Raw genomic sequence first — 22,362 nt, forward strand, 5'->3', positions numbered from 1 at the left:
TCATGAATCAGTGCGAGACCGCTTTCGCCCACATGGACGCGCCCGTCGCCGATAACCAGGCGCGCGAAGCAACCGCGCAGCAGCGTCACATCGGCCGCCCGATGCAGCGCCTCGAAGACCCGGCGATCCTGACAGGACGTGGCCGCTATGGCGACGACATCGCTATCAAGCCGGGCACGCTGCACGCCGCGATTCTGCGTTCGCCGCACGCGCATGCAGGCATCTTGTCGATCGATACGGAAGCCGCAACGAAGCTAGCGGGCGTACGTGCCGTGCTCACGCGCGACGATCTGCGTCCGTGGTCGCGACCGTTCGTCGTCGGCGTGAAATCGCCTATGGAACAGTGGGCGCTCGCGATGGACCGTGTGCGCTATGTCGGCGAGCCGGTCGCGGTCGTGATGGCCGATTCGCGTGCGCTCGCGGAAGACGCGCTCGATCTCATCAAGGTCGACTACGCGATGCGCGATCCCGTGACTTCGATCGAACAAGCCGCGAAAGACGACGCGCCGGTGCTGCACGAACGCGTCGGCAGCAACATCGTCAGCGACCGGCATTTCCGCTATGGCGAGCCCGAAGCAGCCTTCGAGCGCGCACCGCATCGCGTGAAGCTGGTCGCGCATTATCCGCGCAACACCTGCGCACCTATCGAGTGCGGCGTGGTCATCGCCGAGTATCTGTCGGGCGATGAAGGCTACGACGTCACGTCGAATTTCATGGGGCCGTTTTCGCTGCACGCCGTCATGGCAATGGCGTTGAACGTGCCCGCCAATCGCCTGCGTCACAAGGCGCCGCGCGATTCCGGCGGCAGCTTCGGCGTGAAGCAGGCGGTGTTTCCGTACGTGGTGCTGATGTGCCTCGCGTCGCGCAAGGCCGGCGCGCCGGTGAAGTGGGTCGAGGATCGGCTCGAACACTTGAGCGCGGCCACATCGGCGACGGCGCGCGTCTCGACCATCGAAGCCGCCGTCGAAGCCGATGGCCGGATCGTCGCGCTGTCCTACGATCAGATGGAAGACGTGGGCGGCTACGTGCGCGCACCCGAGCCCGCGACGTTCTACCGCATGCACGGCTGCCTGACGGGCGCATATGCGATCCCGAATGTGCTCGTGCGCAATCGCGTCGTGCTGACGAACAAGACGCCGACGGGGCTCGTGCGCGGCTTCGGCGGGCCGCAGGTTTACTTCGCGCTGGAACGGCTGATCCAGCGCATCGCGGTCGAACTGAAGCTCGATGTGCTCGACGTCTATCGCCGCAACTTCATTCCGCCCGATGCGTTCCCGTATCGCGCGGCGGCTGGCGCACTGCTCGATTCGGGCAATTATCAGGAAGCGCTGCGCCGTTCGCTCGCCGAAGGCGGATACGGGGAACTCGTCGCGCGCCGCGACGCCGCGCGCAGCGAAGGACGCCTGTATGGCATCGGCTTCGCGGCGATCGTGGAGCCGTCGGTGTCGAACATGGGCTACATCACGACCGTGATGCCCGCCGACGCACGCAAAAAAGCAGGGCCGAAGAACGGCGCAATCGCGAGCGCGACCGTCAGCGTCGATCTGCTCGGCGGCGTGGTCGTGACGATTGCATCGACGCCCGCCGGCCAAGGGCACATGACGGTGTGCGCGCAAGTCGTCGCCGATGTGCTCGGGCTTGATCCGAAGGACATCGTAGTCAACGTCGAATTCGATACGCACAAGGACGCTTGGTCTGTCGCGGCCGGCAATTATTCGAGCCGCTTCGCGGGCGCGGTGGCGGGTACGGTGCATCTCGCCGCGATGCGCGTGCGCGACAAACTCGCGCGGGTGCTCGCGAAGCAGTTCAACTGCACACCCGGCGATTTGCGCTTCGAAGGCGCGCGCATTTTTCCGCACGATGCCCAAGACCGCGCGCTGCCGTTCGCGCGTGCCGCGAGCAATGCGCCGCACTGGGCCCCCGCGCTGCTGCCCGAAGGCGAAGAGCCGGGCCTGCGCGAGACTGTGTTCTGGTCGCCGCCGCACATGGATGCGCCCGACGAACAGGACCGCATCAATACATCGGCGGCGTATGGGTTCGCGTTCGACATGTGCGGGGTCGAAGTGGAACGCGCAACGGGGCGCGTGCGCATCGATCGTTATGTGACCGTGCACGACGCGGGCACCATCCTCAATCCCGCACTCGCCGACGGCCAGATTCGAGGCGCGTTCGCGCAAGGCCTCGGGGCCGCGCTGATGGAAGAGTTCCGCTACGGCGCGGACGGCAGCTTCCAGTCCGGCACGCTCGCCGACTACCTGATGCCGACCACCTGCGAAGTGCCCGATCCGCTGATCGTGCATCTGGAGACGCCTTCGCCTTTCACGCCGCTTGGCGCGAAGGGTCTCGGCGAAGGCAACAACATGAGCACGCCGCCGTGCATCGCGAATGCGGTGGCGGATGCGCTTGGCGTCGAAGACATTCGCCTGCCGCTCACGCCCCCCAAAGTGATGGCGATGATCGGCATGGACGATCCCGAACCCTCGCGTCCGGAATATCGCCAAGCGCCCGCCGCGAAGCCCGCGACGCCGGGCGGCGGTCGTGCATTGACGGCCCAGGGCACGGTCGACCTGCCCGCGACACCCGAAGCGGTGTTCGCCGTGCTGCTCGATCCGAAGGCACTCGCTAACGTCATTCCCGGCTGTCACGCGCTCGAAGAGACGGCGCCGAACCAGTATCGCGCTGACGTGACCGTCGGCGTCGGCATGATCAAAGCGCGTTTCGAGGCGCGTATCGGCTTGTCGGAGATCGATGCGCCGCGCCGCCTACGACTCGCCGGCGCGGGAATCTCGCCGCTCGGCAGCGCGCGCGGCAGCGGTCTCGTCGAACTGACGCCGCAAGCCAGCGGCACGCGGCTCACGTACGACTACGAAGCACAGGTGTCGGGCAAGGTTGCGGCGGTCGGCGGCCGGATGCTCGAAGGCGCGGCGAAGGTCGTGCTCAGGCAGCTTTTCGAATCGCTCGGACGGCAGGCCGCGGGCAAGCCCGTGCAAGCGCACGGATCGTGGATCGCAAGACTCCTTGCACGTTTCAGGAGACACGCATGAAGCCCGCACCGTTCGATTACCTGCGCGCGATGACCGCGCAAGACGCGCTCGACGCGCTCGCGCAATACGGCGAGGACGCGCGCGTGCTGGCGGGCGGCCAGTCGCTGATGGCCGTGCTCAATATGCGGCTCGCGCAGCCGAAGGTGCTCGTCGATATCTCGAGCACCGCCGAACTCGATGCCGTACGCGTGGACCAGCAGGCGCGGCATCTGGTCGTGAACGCAGCGGCGACGCAAGGCAGCGTCGAATGGCGCAGCACGCTCACCGACGAAGCGCCGCTGCTCGCGATGGCCTTCCCGCATATCTCGCACTTTCAGATTCGCAATCGCGGAACGGTGTGCGGATCGATCGCGCATGCGGACCCGAGCGCGGAGTTGCCGCTGGTCCTTGCGGCGCTCGGCGGTGACGTGATGCTGCGCTCGCGAAAGCGGCGCCGCACGCTCGCGGCCCGGGACTTCTTTCAGGGAATGCTGATGACCGCGCGCGAGCCCGACGAACTCGTCGAAGCGGTGCGCTTCCCGCTTCGCAAACCGGGCGAGCGCTACGCGTTCGCGGAATTTTCCGCGCGGCACGGCGACTTCGCGATCGTCGCGTGCGCGGCCGTGGTCACCGACGAGTCGATCCGCATTGCTGTCGGCGGCGTCGCGGACCGGCCGGTGATGGAGCAATGGCCGCGTCTGCAGGGCGACGACCTGCGCGGCGCACTGAACGATTTGAGCTGGAAACTGAACGCGCAGGACGATGCGCAGATCAGCGCGGCATATCGCCGGAATCTGGTCCGGCAACTCGGATGGCGCGTGATCGAGGAGGCAAAGTGAACAAAATACCGGACACCATCATGCGGCACGGCGAAGCGCGGCGCATCGCGCTGACGCTGAACGGCCGCGAACGAAGCGGCTATTGCGAGCCGCGCGAACTGCTGTCGGACTTCATCCGGCACGAACTCGGCGCGACGGGCACGCACGTCGGCTGCGAACACGGCGTGTGCGGCGCATGTACCGTGCAGGTCGACAGCGTCGCGGCGCGCTCGTGCCTGATGCTCGCGGTGCAGGCCGACGGGCGGCGTATCGATACCGTCGAAGGCCTTGCACCCGACCAGACGCTCGGCGACCTGCAGCAGGCGTTCCAGCAGCATCACGCGCTGCAGTGCGGCTTCTGCACGGCAGGCATTCTGATGTCGTGCGCGGATTATCTGCGGCGCGTGCCCGATCCTTCCGAAGAGCAGGTGCGCGAGATGCTCTCGGGTCATATCTGCCGCTGTACGGGCTACACGCCCATCGTGGCCGCGGTGCTCGACGTGGCGGCGCGGCGCCGGGCCGAGGCAAGCGCGAAGGAGGCCGAACATGCTTGATCTCGGACGTACGTTCCTGCAAAGCGTCGAGCGCAGTCCGAACGCGCTCGCGCTCGTCGACGGCGATGTGCAACTGACGTACGCGCAGTGGCATCGCATGATCCTCAATGTCGCCGATGGCCTGCGCGAACTGGGCCTGGAGCGCAGCGACCGGGTGCTCGTCGTACTGCAAAACCGCTGGGAAATGGCGACGCTGCATTGGGCCGGACAGTTTGCGGGCATCGTGATCGTGCCGCTCAACTGGCGGGCGAAGCCGGAAGAAGTCGACTACTGCGCGACCGACGCGGGGGTGAAGGCGATCGTCTACGAACCCGTCAGCGCGGATTCCGTCGCGCAGAGCGCCGCCGCGCAAAAAGTGCCGCGCGTCGGACTCGACGATGCGCCCGGCCGCACCACCACCTTCGATGCGCTCATCGTCGAACGAACGCGCAGTGCGGAGGCGACCGACACGACGCACGCCACCGCCGACGACATCTCGCTGATCCTCTATACGTCCGGCACGACGGGCAAAGGCAAGGGCGTGCCGCGCCGGCATCGGCATGAACGCGCGGGCGCGCTCGCGCACGTCGCGCAGAACCTGTACAGGCGCGGCGAACGCACGCTCGGGGTGATGCCGCTCTATCACACGATGGGCGTGCGCTCGCTGCTCGCGATGGCGCTCGTCGATGGCCTGTTCGTCTGCGTGCGGCGCTGGAACGCGAAGCTCGCGCTCGATTGCATTGCGAAGCACGCGCTCACCTGCCTCTATCTCGTGCCGACGCTCTATCACGATCTGCTCGCCGACAGCGCGTTCGCGAGCACGGACACGTCGTCGGTCAGAAAGCTCGGCTTCGCGGGCGCACCGATGAACGACGGCCTGCTCAAGCGCCTCTCCGCCGTGTTCGAGCCGGAGCTCTTCGTCAATCACTACGGCTCGTCCGAGGTCTACACGTTCAGCATCGACCAGGACGCGACAAAGAAACCCGGCAGCGCGGGCCGCGCGGGCATCAATACGCGGCTGCGCGTGGTGAAGCTCGATGCGCTCTCGCCCGATGAAATCGCCGAAGTCGACGAAGAAGGACAGATCATCGCGGACCTGCTCGGCGACGAAGCCTTCGAAGGCTACTGGAATCGCCCGGACGCGAATGCGAAGTGCTTGCGCGAGGGCTGGTACTTCACCGGGGACACGGGCTATCTCGACCGCGACGGCGATCTCTACGTGACGGGCCGCGTCGACGACATGATCATCAGCGGCGGAGAGAACATCTCGCCGGTGGATATCGAATCGGTGTTGTCGCTGCATCCGGCCGTCGATGAAGTCGCCGTGGCGGGCGTCAAGGACGAGCGCTGGGGGCAGCGCGTGGTCGCGTTCATCAAGCGCCGCGAGTACGTCGATTCCGCTGCGCTCGATGCATGGTGCCGCCAGTCGGACCTCGTCAACTTCAAGCGCCCGCGCGAGTACGTGTTCGTCGACGACATTCCGAAGTCGCCGGTCGGCAAGATCCTGCGCCGCAAGCTGCAAGCGGGCGAGTACACGCCCGCTTCGAACGCACAGGCCGCACAACCTACAGAAACCACCAAGGAGTAACCGACAATGAGTGAACTCACCCATCGCGGCCAGACGCTGCTGCAAGACCTCGACGGCTTCTCGATCGAAATCGACGCCCAGCGCGAGCGCGCCGACATCATCCTGCATCGGCCGCCGTTCAACGTCATTTCGATGCACGCACGCGATCAGTTGCGCGCCGCGGTCGAAGCCCTCGACGAGGACGACCGCGTGCGCGTGATCGTCGTGCGCGCGAAGGGCGAGCATTTTTCGAGCGGCGGCGACATCAAGGGCTTCTTGGAAGCCTCGCCGGAACACGTGTCGAAGCTCGCGTGGAATATCGCGGCGCCCGCGCGCTGCTCGAAGCCGGTGATTGCGGCCAATCGCGGCTTCTGCTTCGGCGTGGGCTTCGAGTTGTCGCTGGCGTGCGATTTCCGGATCGTCACGGATACGACCTTCTATGCGCTGCCGGAGCAGAAGCTCGGCCAGATTCCCGGCTCGGGCGGTTCGGCGCGTTTGCAGTCGATGGTCGGCATCGGCCGCACGAAGGACATCGTGATGCGCTCGCGCCGCATTCCCGGCAAGCAGGCGTACGAGTGGGGCATCGCGGTCGAATGCGTCGCGGACGCCGAACTCGAAGCGGCGACGGACGCGCTCGTCGACGAACTGCGCGGATTCTCGCCGCTCGCGCAACGCACCGCGAAGAAGCTCTTGAACGATTCGGAAGACGCGCCCTTGTCGATCGCGATCGAACTCGAAGGCCATTGCTATAGTCGTCTGCGCTCGTCGGACGATTTCCGCGAAGGCGTCGAAGCGTTTCATGGCAAGCGCAAGCCGGTGTTTCGCGGCAGCTGATACCCGACACGCCGCGTGGCGGACGAGACAAGAGGAGACAACGCGATGGATCGCTTCGACTACGTGATCGTAGGCGGCGGCTCGGCGGGATGCGTGCTTGCGCATCGGCTGTCGGCGGCGCCGTCGGTGCGCGTCGCGCTGATCGAGGCGGGCGCCGATACGCCGCCGGGCGCGGTGCCCGCGGCGATTCTCGACAGCTATCCGATGCCCGTCTTCTACGGCGACACGTACATCTGGCCCGATCTGCAAGCGAAAGCCACGCAGCACGCCGCGCCGCGTGTCTACGAGCAGGGCCGCGTGATGGGCGGCGGATCGAGCATCAATGTGCAGTCGGCCAATCGCGGCCTGCCGCGCGACTATGACGAATGGGCCGAGAATGGCGCCGAAGGCTGGTCGTGGCGCGACGTGCTGCCGTACTTTCGCAAACTCGAACGCGACGTAGACTTTCCCGGCGGCGAATTGCACGGCAGCGACGGACCCGTGCCGATCCGCCGCATCATGCCGAAGGACTGGCCGGCGTTCTGTCACGCATTCGCGAAGGGTTTGCGCGCGAATGGCTTCGCGGAACTTCAGGACCAGAACGGCGAATTCGGTGACGGCTTCTTTCCGGGCGCGTTCTCGAATATCGACGACAAGCGCGTGTCGACTGCCATCGCCTATCTCGACGAAGCCACGCGCAAGCGCCGGAATCTCAGCATCCATTCGAATCTGCGCGTCGAACGCATCGTGATGGAAGGCGCGACGGCGCGCGGTGTCGTCGCGATTGCGGCGAACGGCGAGCGCGTGCGTTTCGATGCGGGCGAAGTGGTGCTGAGCGCGGGCGCGTTGCAGTCGCCCGCGATGCTGATGCGCGCCGGTATCGGCGATGCGCGCCAACTCGTGATGATGGGTATCCCGTGTACGGTGGATTTGCCGGGCGTCGGACGCAATCTGCAGGATCATCCGTCGCTCACGTTCTGTCATTTTCTCGAGCCGCGCTTTCGGATGCCGCTCGCGCAACGCCGCGCGAGCATGATGGCCGCGCGCATGAGTTCGGGTGTCGCGGGCTGCGACGAGTCGGACCTGTATTTGTCAAGTGCGACGCGCGCAGCGTGGCATGCGCTCGGCAACCGGCTCGGCCTCTTTTTCCTGTGGTGCAACCGGCCGTATTCGCGTGGCCGCGTTCATCTGGCATCGCCCGATGCAGCCGTTGCGCCGCGCGTCGATCTGAATCTGCTCGACGACGAACGCGATTTGCAAAGGCTCGCCGCTGGGGTGCGGATGCTGGCGCGCGTCGTCGATGCATCGGGTCTTGGCCACGATGCACGTGACTTCTTCCCGGCCGCGTTCTCGCCGCGCGTGAAGGCGCTGAGCAAGGTAGGCCAAAGCAATGCGTTTCTGACTTCGATCCTCGGCGCGCTGCTCGACACACCGGCGCCGCTGCGGCGTGCGCTGATCGAACGGTTCTTCACGCGCGGCCAAAAGACGGCTTCGCTGATCCACGACGACCGCGCGCTCGCCGATTTCATCCGCGCGAACGTGTTCGGCGTGTGGCATGCGAGCGGCACCTGCCGCATGGGTGGCGCGCAGGACCGCGACGCCGTCACCGACACGGAAGGCCTCGTGCGAGGCACACGAGGGCTGCGCGTGGTGGATGCATCGCTGATGCCGCGACTGCCATCGGCCAATACGAACATACCGACCATCATGATCGCCGAGAAGATCGCCGATGCGATGGTTGCCCAGCGACGGGCGAGCGCGGCATCGCCGTACACCGCCGCCCACTGACGATTTTTCAACCTCGACAAGAGCGCGCATCCAACAAAGCGTGCCTGTGACACACAAGGAGATGCAAATGTCTGTAGCAGCGCAAGACGGGGCCACCATGCTTCCGGTCAATCAGCGTCAGATCATGGGCGCGGTGATGGCGTCGTGCATGGGCTGGGCGCTCGATCTGTTCGACCTGTTCGTGTTGTTGTATGTCGCGCCTATCATCGGGCGTCTGTTCTTCCCGTCCGAGCACGCAATGCTTTCGCTCGCTGCGGTTTACGCGTCGTTCGCAGTGACGCTGTTGATGCGGCCGCTCGGCTCCGCGCTCTTCGGCTCTTATGCGGACCGTCACGGCCGCAAGGGCGCGATGATCTTCGCGGTGGTCGGCGTCGGCGTGTCGACGGCGGCCTTCGGCGTGCTGCCGACGGTCGCGCAGGTGGGCATCGCCGCGCCGGTGTTGTTCTTGCTGCTGCGTCTCGTGCAGGGCGTGTTCGTCGGCGGCGTGGTCGCCTCCACGCATACGATCGGCACCGAATCGGTCGCGCCGAAGTATCGCGGCGCGGTGTCGGGGCTAATCGGCGGCGGCGGCGCGGGACTCGGCGCGCTGCTCGCATCGCTCACGTATCTGGCGATGTCCTCGCTCTTTCCCGGCCATGCATTCGACGTGTGGGGCTGGCGCTGCATGTTCTTCACGGGCATCCTGAGTTCGGTGCTCGGCCTGTTCGTGTTCAACCGCCTCGAAGAATCGCCGATCTGGAAGCAGCTCGCCGCCGACAAGGCAGCAAAGGCCGCCGCGCAGATGAAAAGCGCGACCGTCGAAGTGGTGCGCTCGCCGATCCGCACGCTGTTCTCGCGCGAATATCGCGGCGTGCTGTTCGTGAATCTGTTGCTGACGATCGGCGGCGGCAGCGGCTACTACCTCACGTCGGGCTATCTGCCGACGTTCCTGAAGATCGTGAGCCATGCGCCGAACGGCGCCGCCGCTGCGATCCTGATGATCTGCAGCGTGGCCGTGGTGATCGCGTCCGTCGCGGCGGGGCACATCAGCACGCTCATCGGCCGCAAGGGCGCCTTCATCTGGATCGGCATCATCCGGCTCGTGGCGCTGCCCGGCGTGTTCCTGCTGCTGCCGACGGCGCAAAGCATCACGATGGTCGGCGTCTACGCGGTGGTGCTTTCCGCGCTCGGCAGTGCCGGCTATGCGCCCGTGCTGATCTTCCTGAACGAACGCTTCCCGACCGCTATCCGCGCGACGGGCACGGGCCTTTCGTGGAATATCGGCTTCGCGATCGGCGGCATGATGCCGACATTCGTCTCGCTCGTCGCGAAGGATGCGGGCCAGTTGCCGTCGACGCTCGCGATCTTCGTCGGCGCGATCAGCGTGATCTTCCTGATCGGCGCGTTCGTGGTGCCTGAGACGCTCGGCAAGCTCGACAACGGCGTGGCGCGCAATCCATCCTGATCGCGCTCATTCGAGCGATCCGGTGGTCACGCGCCGGATCTCCTCGGTGATGATCGCGATCAACGCCTGGGCGGCCGGGCCGATCGGCCGCTTCGGATGCGTGACCTGAATGATCTGGCGCACGATCGGCGGCGACGCGATCGTGCGTGCGCGCAAGCGGCCTTCGTCCACCTTCGCCTGCACGACGACGCGCGGCAGGATCGTCGCCACACTGCTCTGCTCAACGAATTGCACGATGGTGCTGAGCAGATCGATCTCGAACTTCGGCTTGAGGACGACGTCAGCCGCCATCAAGGCGGCATCGAGCGCGCCTCGCAGGCCGTTGCGGCGCGTCGGCAACACGAATTCGATGCCCGACTGCCGCGTGAGATCGATCTCGTCGGGCAGCTTTGGGCCATGCACCACGCTCGTCACCAGCACCATTTCTTCGATGATCAACGGCTCGACATGGAGCGTCAGCCGTCCGCGCGGCTTGTTGATGATGGCGGCGTCGAGCCGGCCGGATTCGACAGCGTCGATCAGTTGCGCGCTGAAGCCATCGGCAACGGAGACTTCGACTTGCGGGAAAAGCGCATCGAATCGGGCGAGCGATTCGGGCAATACGCTCTGCGCCTCCGATGACACCATCCCCAGCGACACGCGGCCCGTCACGATGACGTCGCGACGACTCAAGTGTTCCCGTGCGTGATCGATGTCGCGCATGATCGGCGTGTAAAGGCGGTACATCAACCGTGCGGCTTCGGTCGGCGCCATGCCATGCGGCCCACGCTCGAAGAGCTTCTGCCGAATCTCCGTTTCGAGCTTGGCGATCTGCATGCTGAGCGCCGGTTGAGCGATGTTGAGCCGCCTCGCGGCGCGCGTGACGGTGCCTTCTTCGAAAAGCGCGATGAAGTACTGGATCTGCTTCAGTTCCATGGGACATGGGGGTATACGGGACGGGGCCGACGAAGATAGTACCGCGCGCCGTCTTTCATGAGGTGGGCGTCGTATCGCTAACCCACGGTATCGAGTCGCTGATTGCAGCCGAGCGTCCATCAGGGCCGCCCGAGGCGATCGCCCAAGGCATACTGCGAACGCTGGCACCGTTCAGACATATGGCGGGACCTGTAACGGTGCCTAACGTTGCCAAGAGCGAAAGACATCTAAGCGCCTGAGTGCGTTGCGCACGAGCATCCAGGACAACGAGGCCGTTACGGACGCGAAGGAAGGCGTGAAAATCGTTGATTCGCGGATGCCGAAAATGCCGTCCCGCTGCGCGGCGCCGTCACTTCAGGCGGCAACACGCCACGTACCTGACGCCGACGACGGGTTGGCGGGGACCGCGAGTGACTGGCCGTTGCACTTCGTCAAGAGACGCTCGCTGTACCGAGAGTCGAACGGCCGAGTTGGGTCGACGTGCGCCGTCCGCCGGTCCAGGCGCGGTGCGACGGGGTCGTCGGGCAGTGGTCGGCCACAACCGGTCATTGGACCGGCTCGTCCAGATTGGCGACAATCTGGCCTAAACGCGTTGGCGCGAGCGTAGCTAAGCATACCGGGACGAACTTCATGTCGAAACGAGGGCACAAAATTCTTACCTCATTATTGAGGCACTGGTGGGTGCCGTATCTTGTTGTCTGCTTTGCCGTCGGAATTCATGATTGGGGAAAAATACTCGCCTCGCCATTAACACCAAATCCGGCAACAGGAAACGTTGTTCCTTACAACGACCACGGAAAGATACTCTACATAACGCGTGGCGAGAGTCTAGCCATGATGTGGGAACCCTGCATTGGGCCAATCCTTGCTCTTGCCTTGTTTATACTTCAACGCTTTCGGGCGAGCCGAGACGAACGGAGCCATCAACAGTCTCGACGTCTTCCTTCGGGGTGATCTACCGTTGATGGCAAGACGAAAGTCGATCGTTCGGCGATGGTCAAGCTGCGGCCAGAAGCCGACACTCGACGACGCCTCTCGAATCGTCGACAATTCTCACAGGCTGCGGCAAGCAAGGACGCAAGCTCTAGTATCTATCCCATCTCCGAAGAGCGAGGTCGTATGGAAACCGACTGGAAGTTGGTACGCGATGTGTTGAATGCCGCGATCGACAGCTGTGAGGCGTTGGAGCGAGCGGGATATTCTGAGCAACACCGGGGACGAACCGTCGCGGTCAATGGGAGGCAAGTGAGCGTTCAAGATTTTCTGGTGAGCGCCTGGACCTTGCCTGAAAGCGCTCGTTACACAGTGATTCGCGAGCGGCATGAGAAGGGAGTCGACAGTCCGTATGTCCCGGAGTCGGCACGGATTCTTATGGCCGTGTCGGCCGCGTGCGTCGAACTTATTGGTGCAGGGAAGGAACCACCGGGCGGCACCCTGATGCAGGGAATGGCCAACTGGTATCGGAATCATTTTGATCCGAACATGAAGCGCGCAATTGCCACTGAGTAGTGTTCCGGTTTGCATGGCTGCTTGTCCGCCTGCGACGGGGCCGAAGGACCGCGTCCGGACACACGGTGTCCTCTCAGGACAATAATCGGCCAGTTAGAGCCATTCGACATAGAAGGTGTTATGCACTTTTGTTAAGGGCTGCAAAGTGGACGAGCATAAGCACGGAGAATACGACGAAATGCAAGCCAGCCAAGGTTTCGGGCAATCGCTCGTAGTCTCTGGCCAGACGGCGGAAGCGGTTAAGCCAGCCGAAGCTGCGCTCCACCACCCAGCGGCGCGGCAACAGCACGAACCCCTTTTTCGCCTCCGCCAGTTTGATTACCTGAAGCTCGATTCCTTCGTCGAGTGCTGCCTGCGCAGGCTCCTCGCCGGTATATCCCTGATCGGCGAACGCCACCTTGACCGTCTGGCCCGTGGCCTGCTGAACCTGACGCGCCAGTTCTCCGACCTGCGCGCGCTCCTGTTCGTTGGCCGGCGTCACATGCACCGCAAGCAGTTGCCCCAATGTGTCCACCGCCATGTGCACTTTGCTGCCTTTCTTGCGTTTGTACCCGTCGTAGCCTGCGCGTGGACCGCTCTCGCACGTCGACTGCAGCGTACGGCCATCGAGGATGACTGCACTGGGCTGACCTCGGCGATCCTGCGCCACCCGGATAATCGAACGCAGGTCATTGACCATGGCCTCGAAACAGCCCGCCTGAATCCAGCGCTGCGTCTGCTGGTAGACCGTCTCCCACGGCGGAAAATCATTGGGCAGCAGACGCCACGGTGCACCCGCACGGACAATCCAGCGCAAAGCGTTGAACATCTCGCGCAATTCGTAGCGACGCTGAGGCGCGTCCTTGTTCATCAAGGTCAGGTACGGAGCGGCGAAGTACCACTCTTCGTCCGATACATCCGTTGGGTAGGGTCTGCGTCTTTTCATCCCGCCAGGGTACCAGGTCTGGCCGAAAGTTCATAACACCTTCTAAGCACTTAGATCGATGGCAATCGTTTTTCTTCGCAAGAAAACAGGAGCCCGCTTTGTCATCAACGAATCTGCGTCTATACGCCGACGCTCAATTCGCAAGTCCATATGCGATGTCGGTCTTCGTGGCCCTTGACGAAAAAGGATTGCCATTTGAGCTTGTATCCATAGACCTGGCCAACAGCGAAAATCTCGAACCTAGGTATGCGGCGAATTCACTTACGCAGCGTGTACCTACACTGGTTCACGACAGTTTCGCCTTGTCCGAGTCGTCGGCAATAACTGAGTACCTCGACGAGGTTTTTCCGGGCTCCTCGTTATATCCCAAAGATCCGATCGACCGCGCTCGGGCACGTCAAGTCCAAGCGTGGCTGCGAAGCGACCTCTTGCCAATCCGGCAAGAGCGCTCCACTGAGGTGGTATTTTACGGCGTTCCCGCCGCGCCCTTATCTGCTTCAGCACAAACGGCCGCAGGAAAACTGTTTTCTGCGTGCGAGATATTGCTTGCCGACCCCTCGCCGAACCTCTTTGGCGAATGGTGTATAGCAGACGCCGACCTTGCGCTTATGCTGAACCGGCTCATCCTGAATGGTGACACGGTACCGGCGAGGCTTGCCGACTACGCTGTGCATCAGTGGCAAAGGCCATCTGTTCAACGTTGGATCGCCCTGAATCGCCCTCCGCTGTGAAATGCAGATGGCTCTTGTTCAAGCCGGCGTATTGGCCTAGGGTAGATAGTCTCGGGCGTCACTGAGCGTCCGCTCTTTGGAAGTGCCACCGGCTCTTTTGGGTCGTTTCCAGTCAAATGGCGGTTGGTCGTGACGGCGTGGAGCCGGGCGCTTCTGCGCGGCTCAGGCGCTAGCGGTCCGCATGCAATGCAACAATTTCGCGCTGGGGCCATTCAACGTATCCTCGCGACGCCGGAAATACGCAACGCAGGCGCCAACGCCCAGGCTCAGGTCACATTGAACGATCTTGAGCACGCCTTGCGCAGAGAAATATTCAGCGACGCTGCGAGTCATCACCGCGAATGCGGGCATTTCCTTGATGAGCGTGAGGTTGGTCATCACCGACGCCGACTCGATCGCGTTTGCTGGCGGATTCTGGCCGGCGAGCGCGAACTGCGTTTCGATTCCATGCCGCAACGGGGCATTCTCCAGCGGAAGAATCCATGGCCATGTCAGCAATTCGGAGCAGGGAATTTTGCGGCGCGTGTTGGCCATCGGATGCTCGACGTCGCAGACGATCGAGAATTGCTCGTCGTAGAGGTGTTCGCGCCAGAGGTCCTGCGCGGCATGCTTGACCGTCACGCGTCCAATCACGATGTCGAGCTCGCCGGCGCGCAACTCGCCAAGCAGCGCGCTGTTGTCTCCTTCGCGCACCTCGATGCGTAGTGTCGGGCTCAACTGCTTGAGCGCAGCAATCGCGCGCGACAGTATGACCGGCGCGATCGATGCGATCGTGCCGATACGCAGGGTGCCGGCCTGACCGACACGCAGTGCGTCGACCACGTCCTGAATGCCTTGCACATCGGCGAGCACAGCCCGCACGCGGCGTGTGACCTCCAGCCCGAAGGTGGTCGGCGTCAGCCCGTGATGAGAACGCTCATACAACTGCACGTTCAACGCCGACTCCAGTTCCTGCAAGATCCGCGTCGCACCGGGTTGCGTCAGGTTCAGCATTTCCGCGGCCTTGCGCAGATTACCCGTCGTGCTTAGCGCAAGGACGAGTTGCATGTGCCGGATCTTCAGTCGCATGGACAGGCCCGGCTGAGCATCGGAAGCGTACGGATCGGTGGACATGGCGAATCCAGACGATGAAGGGAAATGCGCCGCGCGGGGGTGCCTGGGCGACGCTGCTGTCGACCGCAGACCAGTCTAGCAACGGTCTATCGAAAAATACATCGCCTGATCGGCTTTTTTCACGCCTTCGCATCTTTCTGCCGAGAGGCGATGCATAGCGCGACGCGCGGCTTTCAGCTGCTCCAGCGCTGTCGGAGAACGGTTTCGCAGATTGCGTCGCACCGTGCATGACCATGCGAAAAAGTGATGCACTGATGCGATCTAATGATTTTTATTTTGCAGATATCGCGAGTAATGTCTCCCTCAAGACTGAAAGAAAACCGGGCATCGCTGTCCGTCCCGTCAGGCGCGTCCCGACGCAATCTCCGAGCCCATCGGACCAGGTCAACACCAGAGGAAGGTCATGAAGAATGCGAGGCATCACAGCCGGATCGTGCTGGCGTCGACCATCGGCAACGTCATGGAGTGGTTCGATTTCATCTCGTTCGGCTACCTGATGGGCGTCATTGCAAAGCACTTCTTTCCGTCGGATGGATTGACGACCGGACTGCTGCTGTCGACGGCAACTTTCGGCGTGTCGTTTCTGGCCCGCCCGATCGGCGCGGTTGTACTGGGCGCCTACGCGGACTGGAAGGGCCGCCGCAGCGCCCTGTTTCTCGTGATGATGCTGATGAGCGTGTCGACCTGCATGATCACGTTCGCGCCGACGTATCGGACCATCGGCGTCGGAGCGACTGTGCTACTCGTGGTGGCCCGCGTGATCCAGGGCGTTTCGGCCGGCGGCGAATTCGGCAGCGGCACTGCGATGCTGATCGAACATGCGCCGCAAAAACTGAAGGGCTTCTTCGGCAGTTTCATGTTGATGTCGCAAGCCGTTGCCGGCACGTTGGCCGCCGCCTGCGGCTTCCTGATCACACACTACCTGACTCCAGCCCAGCTCGACAGCTGGGGGTGGCGTCTGCCATTCGCGCTCGGCCTGCTGCTTGCGCCGATCGGCCTCTACATCCGCCGCAACGTTGCCGAAACCGCCGAGTTCAATACGACGATGCGGACCGGTGACAGCATCACGTTCATGCAGTTTCTCGCCCGCTACCCGAAGGCGAACCTGATAGGTATCGGTCTGTCCGCCGGCATCAACGTCGTGCAGGTATTCTTCAACGTCTACATGCCCGTGTATGCGACAAAGATGCTCAGCCTTCCTGCGCAAGCCGCGTTCCTGGCAGTCGCGCTGTCCGGTATCGCGAGAATCGTCGCTACACCTTTTTTCGGACTGCTTGCCGACAGATTGGGGCGACGCAATACGATGGTGTACGGCTGCGCGGCCAACGCGATCGCCGTCGTGCCGTGCCTCGTGTGGCTGCATGCGTCGCCGAACTTCGCGACGCTGCTGACGATCGAACTGATCATCAGCGTGCTCACGCAGATCGTCAATGCGGCCACCCCGACGGCGCTGGCCGAACTGTTTCCCACGGCCGTGCGCTCGCGGGGGTTGTCCGTGACCTATAACGTCGCGGTGACAGCGTTCGGCGGAACCGCGCCATTCGTGATCACCTTGCTCACGACGCAAACCGGCAATGAGCTGATGCCCGGCTACTACGCGAGCGTCGCCATGATTCTCAGCCTCGTCTGCTCCTGCCTGCTGCCTCGTCGCCCGCAGCCGGCAGCAGCGCAGCATGCGGAAGAGGCGTCCGCGCATGTTCCACCTGCCGACCCGCCACCTGGGCATTGCCGTATCCAGCCGCGCTGATCACGACCGCCACGCTCCACTTTCAATCACCTCTACGGCTGGTCTCGCGGCCAGCAACCACGACAATGAACACTCAACACCACGCGTGGGCCTGCGTCGCGCTGGCCTCGCTGCCCGCGCTCGCCTTCGCGCAGTCGTCCGTCACGCTCTACGGGGTCGCCGACGTCAGCGTGCGCTACGTCAATGCGGCGACCGCCAACGGCGGCGGCCAGTGGTCGCTGACGAACGGTGCGATCACGCAAAGCCGCTGGGGACTGCTGGGGAGCGAAGATCTCGGCGCGGGACTCGCTGCGATCTTCAGGCTCGAGTCCGGAGTCAGCCTGCCTACTGGCGCGCTGTCCAGCAGCGGTGTTCTGTTCAACCGGTTCGCCTATGTCGGACTCGCGAGCCAGACTTATGGCACGCTCACACTGGGCCAGCAGAACAATCCGGTGTATGAGAGCCTGATTGAAGGATGGGATCCTCTGACGGTCGGGAACTACAGGCAGAACGCGTGGCTGCCGATCGCGTTCTCCGGCTTTCTGCGCGGCGAAAACAATACTGCGACGTACCGCTATCGCGCAGGCGCGTTCTCGGCGAGCGCGGCCTACGGATTCGGCAACGTCACCGGCAACTTTGCCGATAGTTCGATGAAAGGGGTGTCCATTTCGTATGAGCCGAGCCCGCTCGGCGCCGAGGCAGGCTACACCGAAACCTATAACGCCGCGGGTTTCAGGCAGACCGAGTACAACGTTCAGTTACGCTACACGCCCGGCGCGCCGGAATTCTGGCTTGGCTACTATCAGAGCACCGATGAGACGGGCAGTGTCGACGCGTTTCTGAACGGCAATACCGCAATCTCGAGCACATCCAGTCCACGCAAGGACAACGCATTCGTCGCTGGTGCCGCATACCAGTTCACGCCATCGCTGCGCTGGACCAACGCGTTCTACTACGACACGGCCACCCATATTCTTTCGGCGTCGGGATCGGCGGGCGACGGCAAGCGCTATGCGATCGTCACGCTGCTCGACTACGCGCTGTCCAAGCGCACGTCGATCTATGCGACCGTCGACTACAACCGCGTGACCGGCGCGGCCGCCAGCGAATTGCCGAACCGCACCTATCAGATCGGCGCGGGCACCGGGATTCGGACGCGCTTCTGAGACGTGAAGGCGTCAGTCGATCCGGATGATGCAGCGGAACCCGATATGGCTCGTACCCGTATCGATCGCCTGCGGATGTCGTGCAGCGGGCCGATAGCGCTGGCAATAGTTGGACGCGCACAGATGCGACCCACCTTTGATGACTTTACGCGGGACGCGGCTCGGGTCATCGGCATCGCGGCTGCCAGCCTCGTTTCCGCCTCGTGGATCCGCCTGCGCGCAGCAGCTTTTGCCGGAGGTCATCATCGCATCGGGCAAGGTCCACCAGTCGTCGGTCCACTCCCAGACGTTGCCGATCATGTCGTACAGCCCGTAGCCGTTTGCCGGAAAGCTGCCCACGGGCGAGGTTCTTTCCCAGCCGTCGAGAAGCAGGTTCGTATGCGGAAACGTGCCCTGCCAGTAATTCGCGAGCATGCGACCTTCCGGCGCGAGCTCATCGCCCCAGGCGAACGCTTTACCGTCGAGCCCGCCACGCGCGGCGAACTCCCACTCGGCCTCGGACGGCAGCACCTTGCCGGACCACGCCGCGTACGCGAGCGCGTCGTCATACGCGATGTGGACGACCGGATGCTCGCCGAGCCTGGCGAGATCACTGTCGGGACCCAATGGACAGCGCCAGTGGGCGCCGGGAACGAATTGCCACCACGGCAGATGTGCACGCGCGTCGTCGCTCAGGACCGGCATGACGAACACGCTCGATCCGGCTACCGCTACTTCGGCATGCAAGCCAGGATAGTCGAGCGAGGAGAGCGGTGTTTCGGCGACGGTGGCATATCCGGTCTCGCTGACGAAGCGGGAAAACTGCGCGTTCGTGACCGGCGTTTCGTCGATGAAAAACGCGCCGACGCGCACGCGCCGGACTGGGGCTTCCTCGGGATAGAACTGATCGCTTCCCATCCGGAACGTTCCGCCGTCGATCCGCTTCATACCGGGCGGAGCATTGTCCGTCGATCTGCCAAACGACATGCTCGACTCTCCCAAAGAAGTGGGCGCGACGCAAGGAAATACGCGCCCAAAAACAAACATGCTCTATCATATGTATATGCATATGATAGCATTCGATTCGACGAGATGCCATTGTCGAAGCCCTCTGAGGCGAGGCCGGCCGAGCGAAACGCGCAGCCGCGCGTCGTCCGTGATACGCCTGTCCGTACGCCTCATTCTTCAGGAACACCATGATGAGCACTACCAGTCAGACGAAGCCAGCCCGCCGTCCCAACGTCGTCATCATCCTCGCCGACGACATGGGATATGGCGATCTGTCGAGCTACGGCAATCTGCTGATCGAAACGAAGCATATCGACAGCATCGGCCGTGACGGCGTTCGGTTTACCGACGGCTATTCGTCGGCGCCGCTATGCAGCCCATCGCGGGCCGGGCTGATCACGGGACGCTATCAGCAACGCTTTGGCTTCGAGCAGCAGGTATCGTCCGGTGCGTTTCCCGAGCGCCGCGAGGTTCGCGAAGACGATGGCAGCCTCGCGCCGTTGCAAGGCGAGGCGGAATTTCTGCGTCGGGGCATTCCGCTCACGGAAAAGAATATCGGCGAACTGTTCAAGGCCGCCGGCTATAGAACGGGCGTGATCGGCAAATGGCATCTCGGCCATGGGCCACAGTTCCTGCCGCAGAACCGGGGCTTCGATCATTCCGTCGTTTTTCACGGCAATACGAGTTTGCAGGCCACCAACCTGAACGACCCGGACATGGTGAACCTGCAGGTCGATTTCCACGATGAAGCGACGGACACAGCATGGACCCGCGAAGGGTTGAACAACATCCGTGTGAACGGCGAACTCGTGACGGTTGACCAGTATCTGCTGCATTACTTCCGCGACCGGGTCGTCGACTTCATCGAGGAGAACCGGGACGAACCCTTCATGCTCTACTTTGCGATGAATGCGCCGGTTCCGCCGCTGCAGGTGCCGCGAACCTATTTCGAACGCTTGAAGAGCAGCATTCCGAACATCAGCGTACGTGCTTACAACGCGCTGGTACTCGCGCAGGATGATGTGGTCGGCGCGGTGCTCGACAAGCTGAACGAGGCGGGCATTGTCGACGACACGATTGTGATTTTCGTGAGCGACAATGGTTGCGCGCCCAGTCGTCCGGGCAGCAACGCGCCGTTTTCGGGCGGGAAATACACGACGCTGGAAGGCGGCATTCGCATGCCGTACATGATGAAGTGGCCGAACGGCGTGAAGGCCGGACAAACCTATACGAAGGCGATCAGCACGCTCGATATCCTGCCGACAGTCGCGGCCGCATGCGGCGTTTCAACCGGTGCCTCGCAACCGCTCGATGGCAAAAATCTTCTGCCGTATCTGTCAGGTGCGAACCCGGAGGCCCCGCACGAAGCGCTGTTCTGGAAGCTTGCGGGATTCTCCGCGGTTCGCATCGGGAAGTGGAAGCTCTATCTCGAGACCCGGCGTGACGTGATGCGACTGTACGATCTCGAACAGGATCCGTCGGAAAAGTGCGACATGGCCGAGGCGGAACCGGGCGTGGTGCAGATGCTGAAGGCGCGCTATGACGAATGGAACCAGAGTCTGCCGCCGCGTGCATGGACGAACATTTCGCCGGTCTTCAAGAAGATGCACGAGTAGAGGATGGGCGGCGAGAACCGATAGAATTCATGCTTTCGACCTTCGCCGATCGGCGCCGCCCAATGAAAAGCTCCAGGAAAGCGGGTACTCGCGATCAGGATTCGGCAATCGAATTCGATCTGGTGAACTTCCTGCCGCATCGCCTTGCCGTTCTGTCGCGGCTGACCCAGGTCATGCTGGCGTCGGTGCTTGATTCGTCGGGACTAACGATTGCACAGTGGCGGGTTTATCTGTGCCTCATCCAGCAAGGGCCGAGCACGCTCAACAGCATTGCGGAATTCACGCAGCTTCCGCAGTCGTCGTTGAGCCGCTCGGTGGCGCGCATGGCGGAACGCAATCTGGTACGCAATGCGCGCAATGCCGAAGATCGACGGCTGTTGCAGATTGAGATTACGGACGAAGGGCGGGCACAACTGAACGAGGCGATCCGTTCGATTCAGGAGGACTGGACCAACGTTTTCGCCACGGCGCCTGTCGATGAACAGAAATTCCTGAAAAGCGTCAACAAGCTGATCGATCACATGTCGACGATGTCCGGGCGCGAGTGAGCCGATGGGAATGGTTCCTTTGCGTGCGCGAGCCGGCATTGATTCAGATCTTCCGTGAACGGCCGACATGCGTCGCATCCCGACCGATGCGACGCCTCAAACGCTCGACGCCACGGGAGGGTCGCAGCCCGACCCGTAACTGACCGTTGGGTTGGCGGGACTTCAAAGACGGCTTCGAGGGGGCTTCGGACATCGGTCTTCGCACAGGCTGCTGCGCTTCGGCTCTGGGGGCGCCGATGCAACCATCGACCGATGGCGGTTATAGCCAGCTTTGCCGCCGTCAGATCCGGGAACGGTTTTGCACGGCAGTTTTGCTGCCGCTGGAAGGAAAGCAGGCGACTCTGAGCAGCGAATCGCCGTTACCGATTGGGTGTGCCCGCTGTGGGTTTGCCGATTCAATCCGTCCTGCCACATTCGTATGTGTCGACGCCGCGACCGTCCTATCGTTCAGGCAGCCGCGGTCTCATGCGTTCGTGGCAATTCTTGTGGAGCTTCAGTCCCCGGCTGAGCGTACATTCACGTCGCCGACGACCACTGTTCTCAGCCCCTCCCGTAGGGCCCGCGTTGCTGTTGGCATGCGATCCTGTCCGGCTCCGGCAAGATTGCCTCTCTTGCGAGAAGCGGCTCATCGTCAGCCTCGCCGCCTGTCATCGGTCTCGACGAAGACATGCATGAGCGGGTTGCCGCGATCTGAAGAAGCAGGGGGTTCGAGTCGCAGGAGAAAATCGAAGTATCGTTCCGAGAGCTTCGCGAGTTGCTCCTGGACTGCGCCAAGTTTGATCAGGCACTGCGCGTCCCAGTTCATGCCCACGACGAGTTCACTCGTCACATCGTTCCACTCGCTCAGGAGAATCGCGCCGGCGCGAGCGTTTTCCTCGGCGAACTGCACGATGCGTCGCTCGATATAGCGCACGTCGTCGCGCATCAACGTGCCTGAGATACGTAGCGAGACGGTATGGGCCACTTCGTCGTGCTTGAAATACACGGTCGCAATGCCGCCCAGATGGCGGGACACCCGATCGAGTTGCTCGCTTTCCAGATCGTCCGGAACGGCGAGCGCGCCAGACAGGGCATAGGGTGCAGGTTCTTCCATCATCGCCTCCGTTGAGTCAGTGACTCTACGCTTGCCGTTTGCGAGGC

At 63.0% G+C, this 22,362-nt stretch carries 18 protein-coding genes; 13 read left to right on the plus strand and 5 right to left on the minus strand.

The genetic code is table 11. The features are described from left to right. The first annotated feature begins 2 nt into the window (after nt 1–2). From AC3AP7_RS04225 to AC3AP7_RS04255, 7 genes are all read left to right on the plus strand, one after another. The gene (locus tag AC3AP7_RS04225) at nt 3–3,044 is read left to right on the plus strand and encodes a xanthine dehydrogenase family protein molybdopterin-binding subunit (protein ID WP_475765257.1); all 3,042 of its coding nucleotides are present in this window, start codon (nt 3–5) and stop codon (nt 3,042–3,044) included. Beyond that, on the plus strand, nt 3,041–3,862 hold the full coding sequence (locus tag AC3AP7_RS04230) for an FAD binding domain-containing protein (RefSeq protein ID WP_475765255.1): 822 nt from the start codon (nt 3,041–3,043) through the stop codon (nt 3,860–3,862). The genes AC3AP7_RS04225 and AC3AP7_RS04230 overlap by 4 nt, the downstream gene beginning before the upstream one ends. Next, on the plus strand, nt 3,859–4,395 hold the full coding sequence (locus AC3AP7_RS04235) for a (2Fe-2S)-binding protein (RefSeq protein ID WP_475765253.1): 537 nt from the start codon (nt 3,859–3,861) through the stop codon (nt 4,393–4,395). The genes AC3AP7_RS04230 and AC3AP7_RS04235 overlap by 4 nt, the downstream gene beginning before the upstream one ends. Continuing rightward, nucleotides 4,388–5,962 carry an AMP-binding protein gene (locus AC3AP7_RS04240; protein WP_475765251.1) on the plus strand — a complete coding sequence of 525 codons (1,575 nt, stop codon included), beginning with the start codon at nt 4,388–4,390 and terminating at the stop codon, nt 5,960–5,962. The genes AC3AP7_RS04235 and AC3AP7_RS04240 overlap by 8 nt, the downstream gene beginning before the upstream one ends. A 6-nt stretch (nt 5,963–5,968) precedes the next feature. Continuing rightward, nucleotides 5,969–6,775, plus strand: coding sequence for an enoyl-CoA hydratase/isomerase family protein (locus AC3AP7_RS04245; protein ID WP_475765249.1), 807 nt, complete (start codon nt 5,969–5,971; stop codon nt 6,773–6,775). Nucleotides 6,776–6,820: 45 nt separating this feature from the next. Continuing rightward, complete coding sequence (locus AC3AP7_RS04250; RefSeq protein WP_475765248.1) at nt 6,821–8,542, plus strand: GMC family oxidoreductase; 1,722 nt, start codon at nt 6,821–6,823, stop codon at nt 8,540–8,542. A gap of 67 nt (nt 8,543–8,609) precedes the next feature. Beyond that, entirely contained in the window at nt 8,610–9,986 is a 1,377-nt protein-coding gene (locus AC3AP7_RS04255) for an MFS transporter (RefSeq protein WP_475765246.1), read from the plus strand. A gap of 6 nt (nt 9,987–9,992) precedes the next feature. Here the strand turns inward: AC3AP7_RS04255 and AC3AP7_RS04260 are convergent, their stop codons facing one another. Next, complete coding sequence (locus AC3AP7_RS04260) at nt 9,993–10,901, minus strand: LysR family transcriptional regulator (RefSeq protein WP_475767785.1); 909 nt, start codon at nt 10,899–10,901, stop codon at nt 9,993–9,995. 1,119 nt (nt 10,902–12,020) lie between these two features. On the opposite strand from AC3AP7_RS04260, the gene AC3AP7_RS04265 reads away from it, so the two are divergent. Next, nucleotides 12,021–12,410, plus strand: coding sequence for a hypothetical protein (locus AC3AP7_RS04265; protein ID WP_475765244.1), 390 nt, complete (start codon nt 12,021–12,023; stop codon nt 12,408–12,410). A gap of 118 nt (nt 12,411–12,528) precedes the next feature. Here AC3AP7_RS04265 and AC3AP7_RS04270 read toward each other — a convergent pair whose 3' ends face one another. Then, complete coding sequence (locus AC3AP7_RS04270) at nt 12,529–13,335, minus strand: IS5 family transposase (RefSeq protein WP_475765242.1); 807 nt, start codon at nt 13,333–13,335, stop codon at nt 12,529–12,531. Nucleotides 13,336–13,433: 98 nt separating this feature from the next. Between AC3AP7_RS04270 and yfcF the strand changes: the two genes are divergently transcribed. Continuing rightward, complete coding sequence (gene yfcF / locus AC3AP7_RS04275) at nt 13,434–14,066, plus strand: glutathione transferase (protein ID WP_475765240.1); 633 nt, start codon at nt 13,434–13,436, stop codon at nt 14,064–14,066. Nucleotides 14,067–14,228: 162 nt separating this feature from the next. Here yfcF and AC3AP7_RS04280 read toward each other — a convergent pair whose 3' ends face one another. Beyond that, nucleotides 14,229–15,179 carry a LysR family transcriptional regulator gene (locus tag AC3AP7_RS04280; protein ID WP_475765238.1) on the minus strand — a complete coding sequence of 317 codons (951 nt, stop codon included), beginning with the start codon at nt 15,177–15,179 and terminating at the stop codon, nt 14,229–14,231. 403 nt (nt 15,180–15,582) lie between these two features. On the opposite strand from AC3AP7_RS04280, the gene AC3AP7_RS04285 reads away from it, so the two are divergent. Further along, nucleotides 15,583–16,926, plus strand: a complete 1,344-nt coding sequence (locus AC3AP7_RS04285) for an MFS transporter (protein ID WP_475765236.1) — start codon at nt 15,583–15,585, stop codon at nt 16,924–16,926. A gap of 65 nt (nt 16,927–16,991) precedes the next feature. Beyond that, a complete protein-coding gene (locus AC3AP7_RS04290) occupies nt 16,992–18,071 on the plus strand; it encodes a porin (RefSeq protein ID WP_475765234.1) in 1,080 nt (359 codons plus the stop codon). 12 nt (nt 18,072–18,083) lie between these two features. On the opposite strand, the gene AC3AP7_RS04295 is transcribed toward AC3AP7_RS04290, so the two are convergent. Next, nucleotides 18,084–19,097, minus strand: a complete 1,014-nt coding sequence (locus AC3AP7_RS04295; RefSeq protein WP_487362664.1) for a formylglycine-generating enzyme family protein — start codon at nt 19,095–19,097, stop codon at nt 18,084–18,086. Between the two features lie 152 nt (nt 19,098–19,249). On the opposite strand from AC3AP7_RS04295, the gene AC3AP7_RS04300 reads away from it, so the two are divergent. Further along, entirely contained in the window at nt 19,250–20,674 is a 1,425-nt protein-coding gene (locus AC3AP7_RS04300) for a sulfatase-like hydrolase/transferase (protein WP_487362665.1), read from the plus strand. A 29-nt stretch (nt 20,675–20,703) separates the two neighbouring features. Further along, nucleotides 20,704–21,222, plus strand: coding sequence for a MarR family winged helix-turn-helix transcriptional regulator (locus tag AC3AP7_RS04305; protein WP_475765228.1), 519 nt, complete (start codon nt 20,704–20,706; stop codon nt 21,220–21,222). A 631-nt stretch (nt 21,223–21,853) separates the two neighbouring features. On the opposite strand, the gene AC3AP7_RS04310 is transcribed toward AC3AP7_RS04305, so the two are convergent. Further along, nucleotides 21,854–22,315, minus strand: coding sequence for a hypothetical protein (locus tag AC3AP7_RS04310; protein ID WP_475767782.1), 462 nt, complete (start codon nt 22,313–22,315; stop codon nt 21,854–21,856). Between the last annotated feature and the right edge of the window lie 47 nt (nt 22,316–22,362).

It is taken from the genome of Paraburkholderia sp. PAMB 6770, from assembly GCF_057748135.1.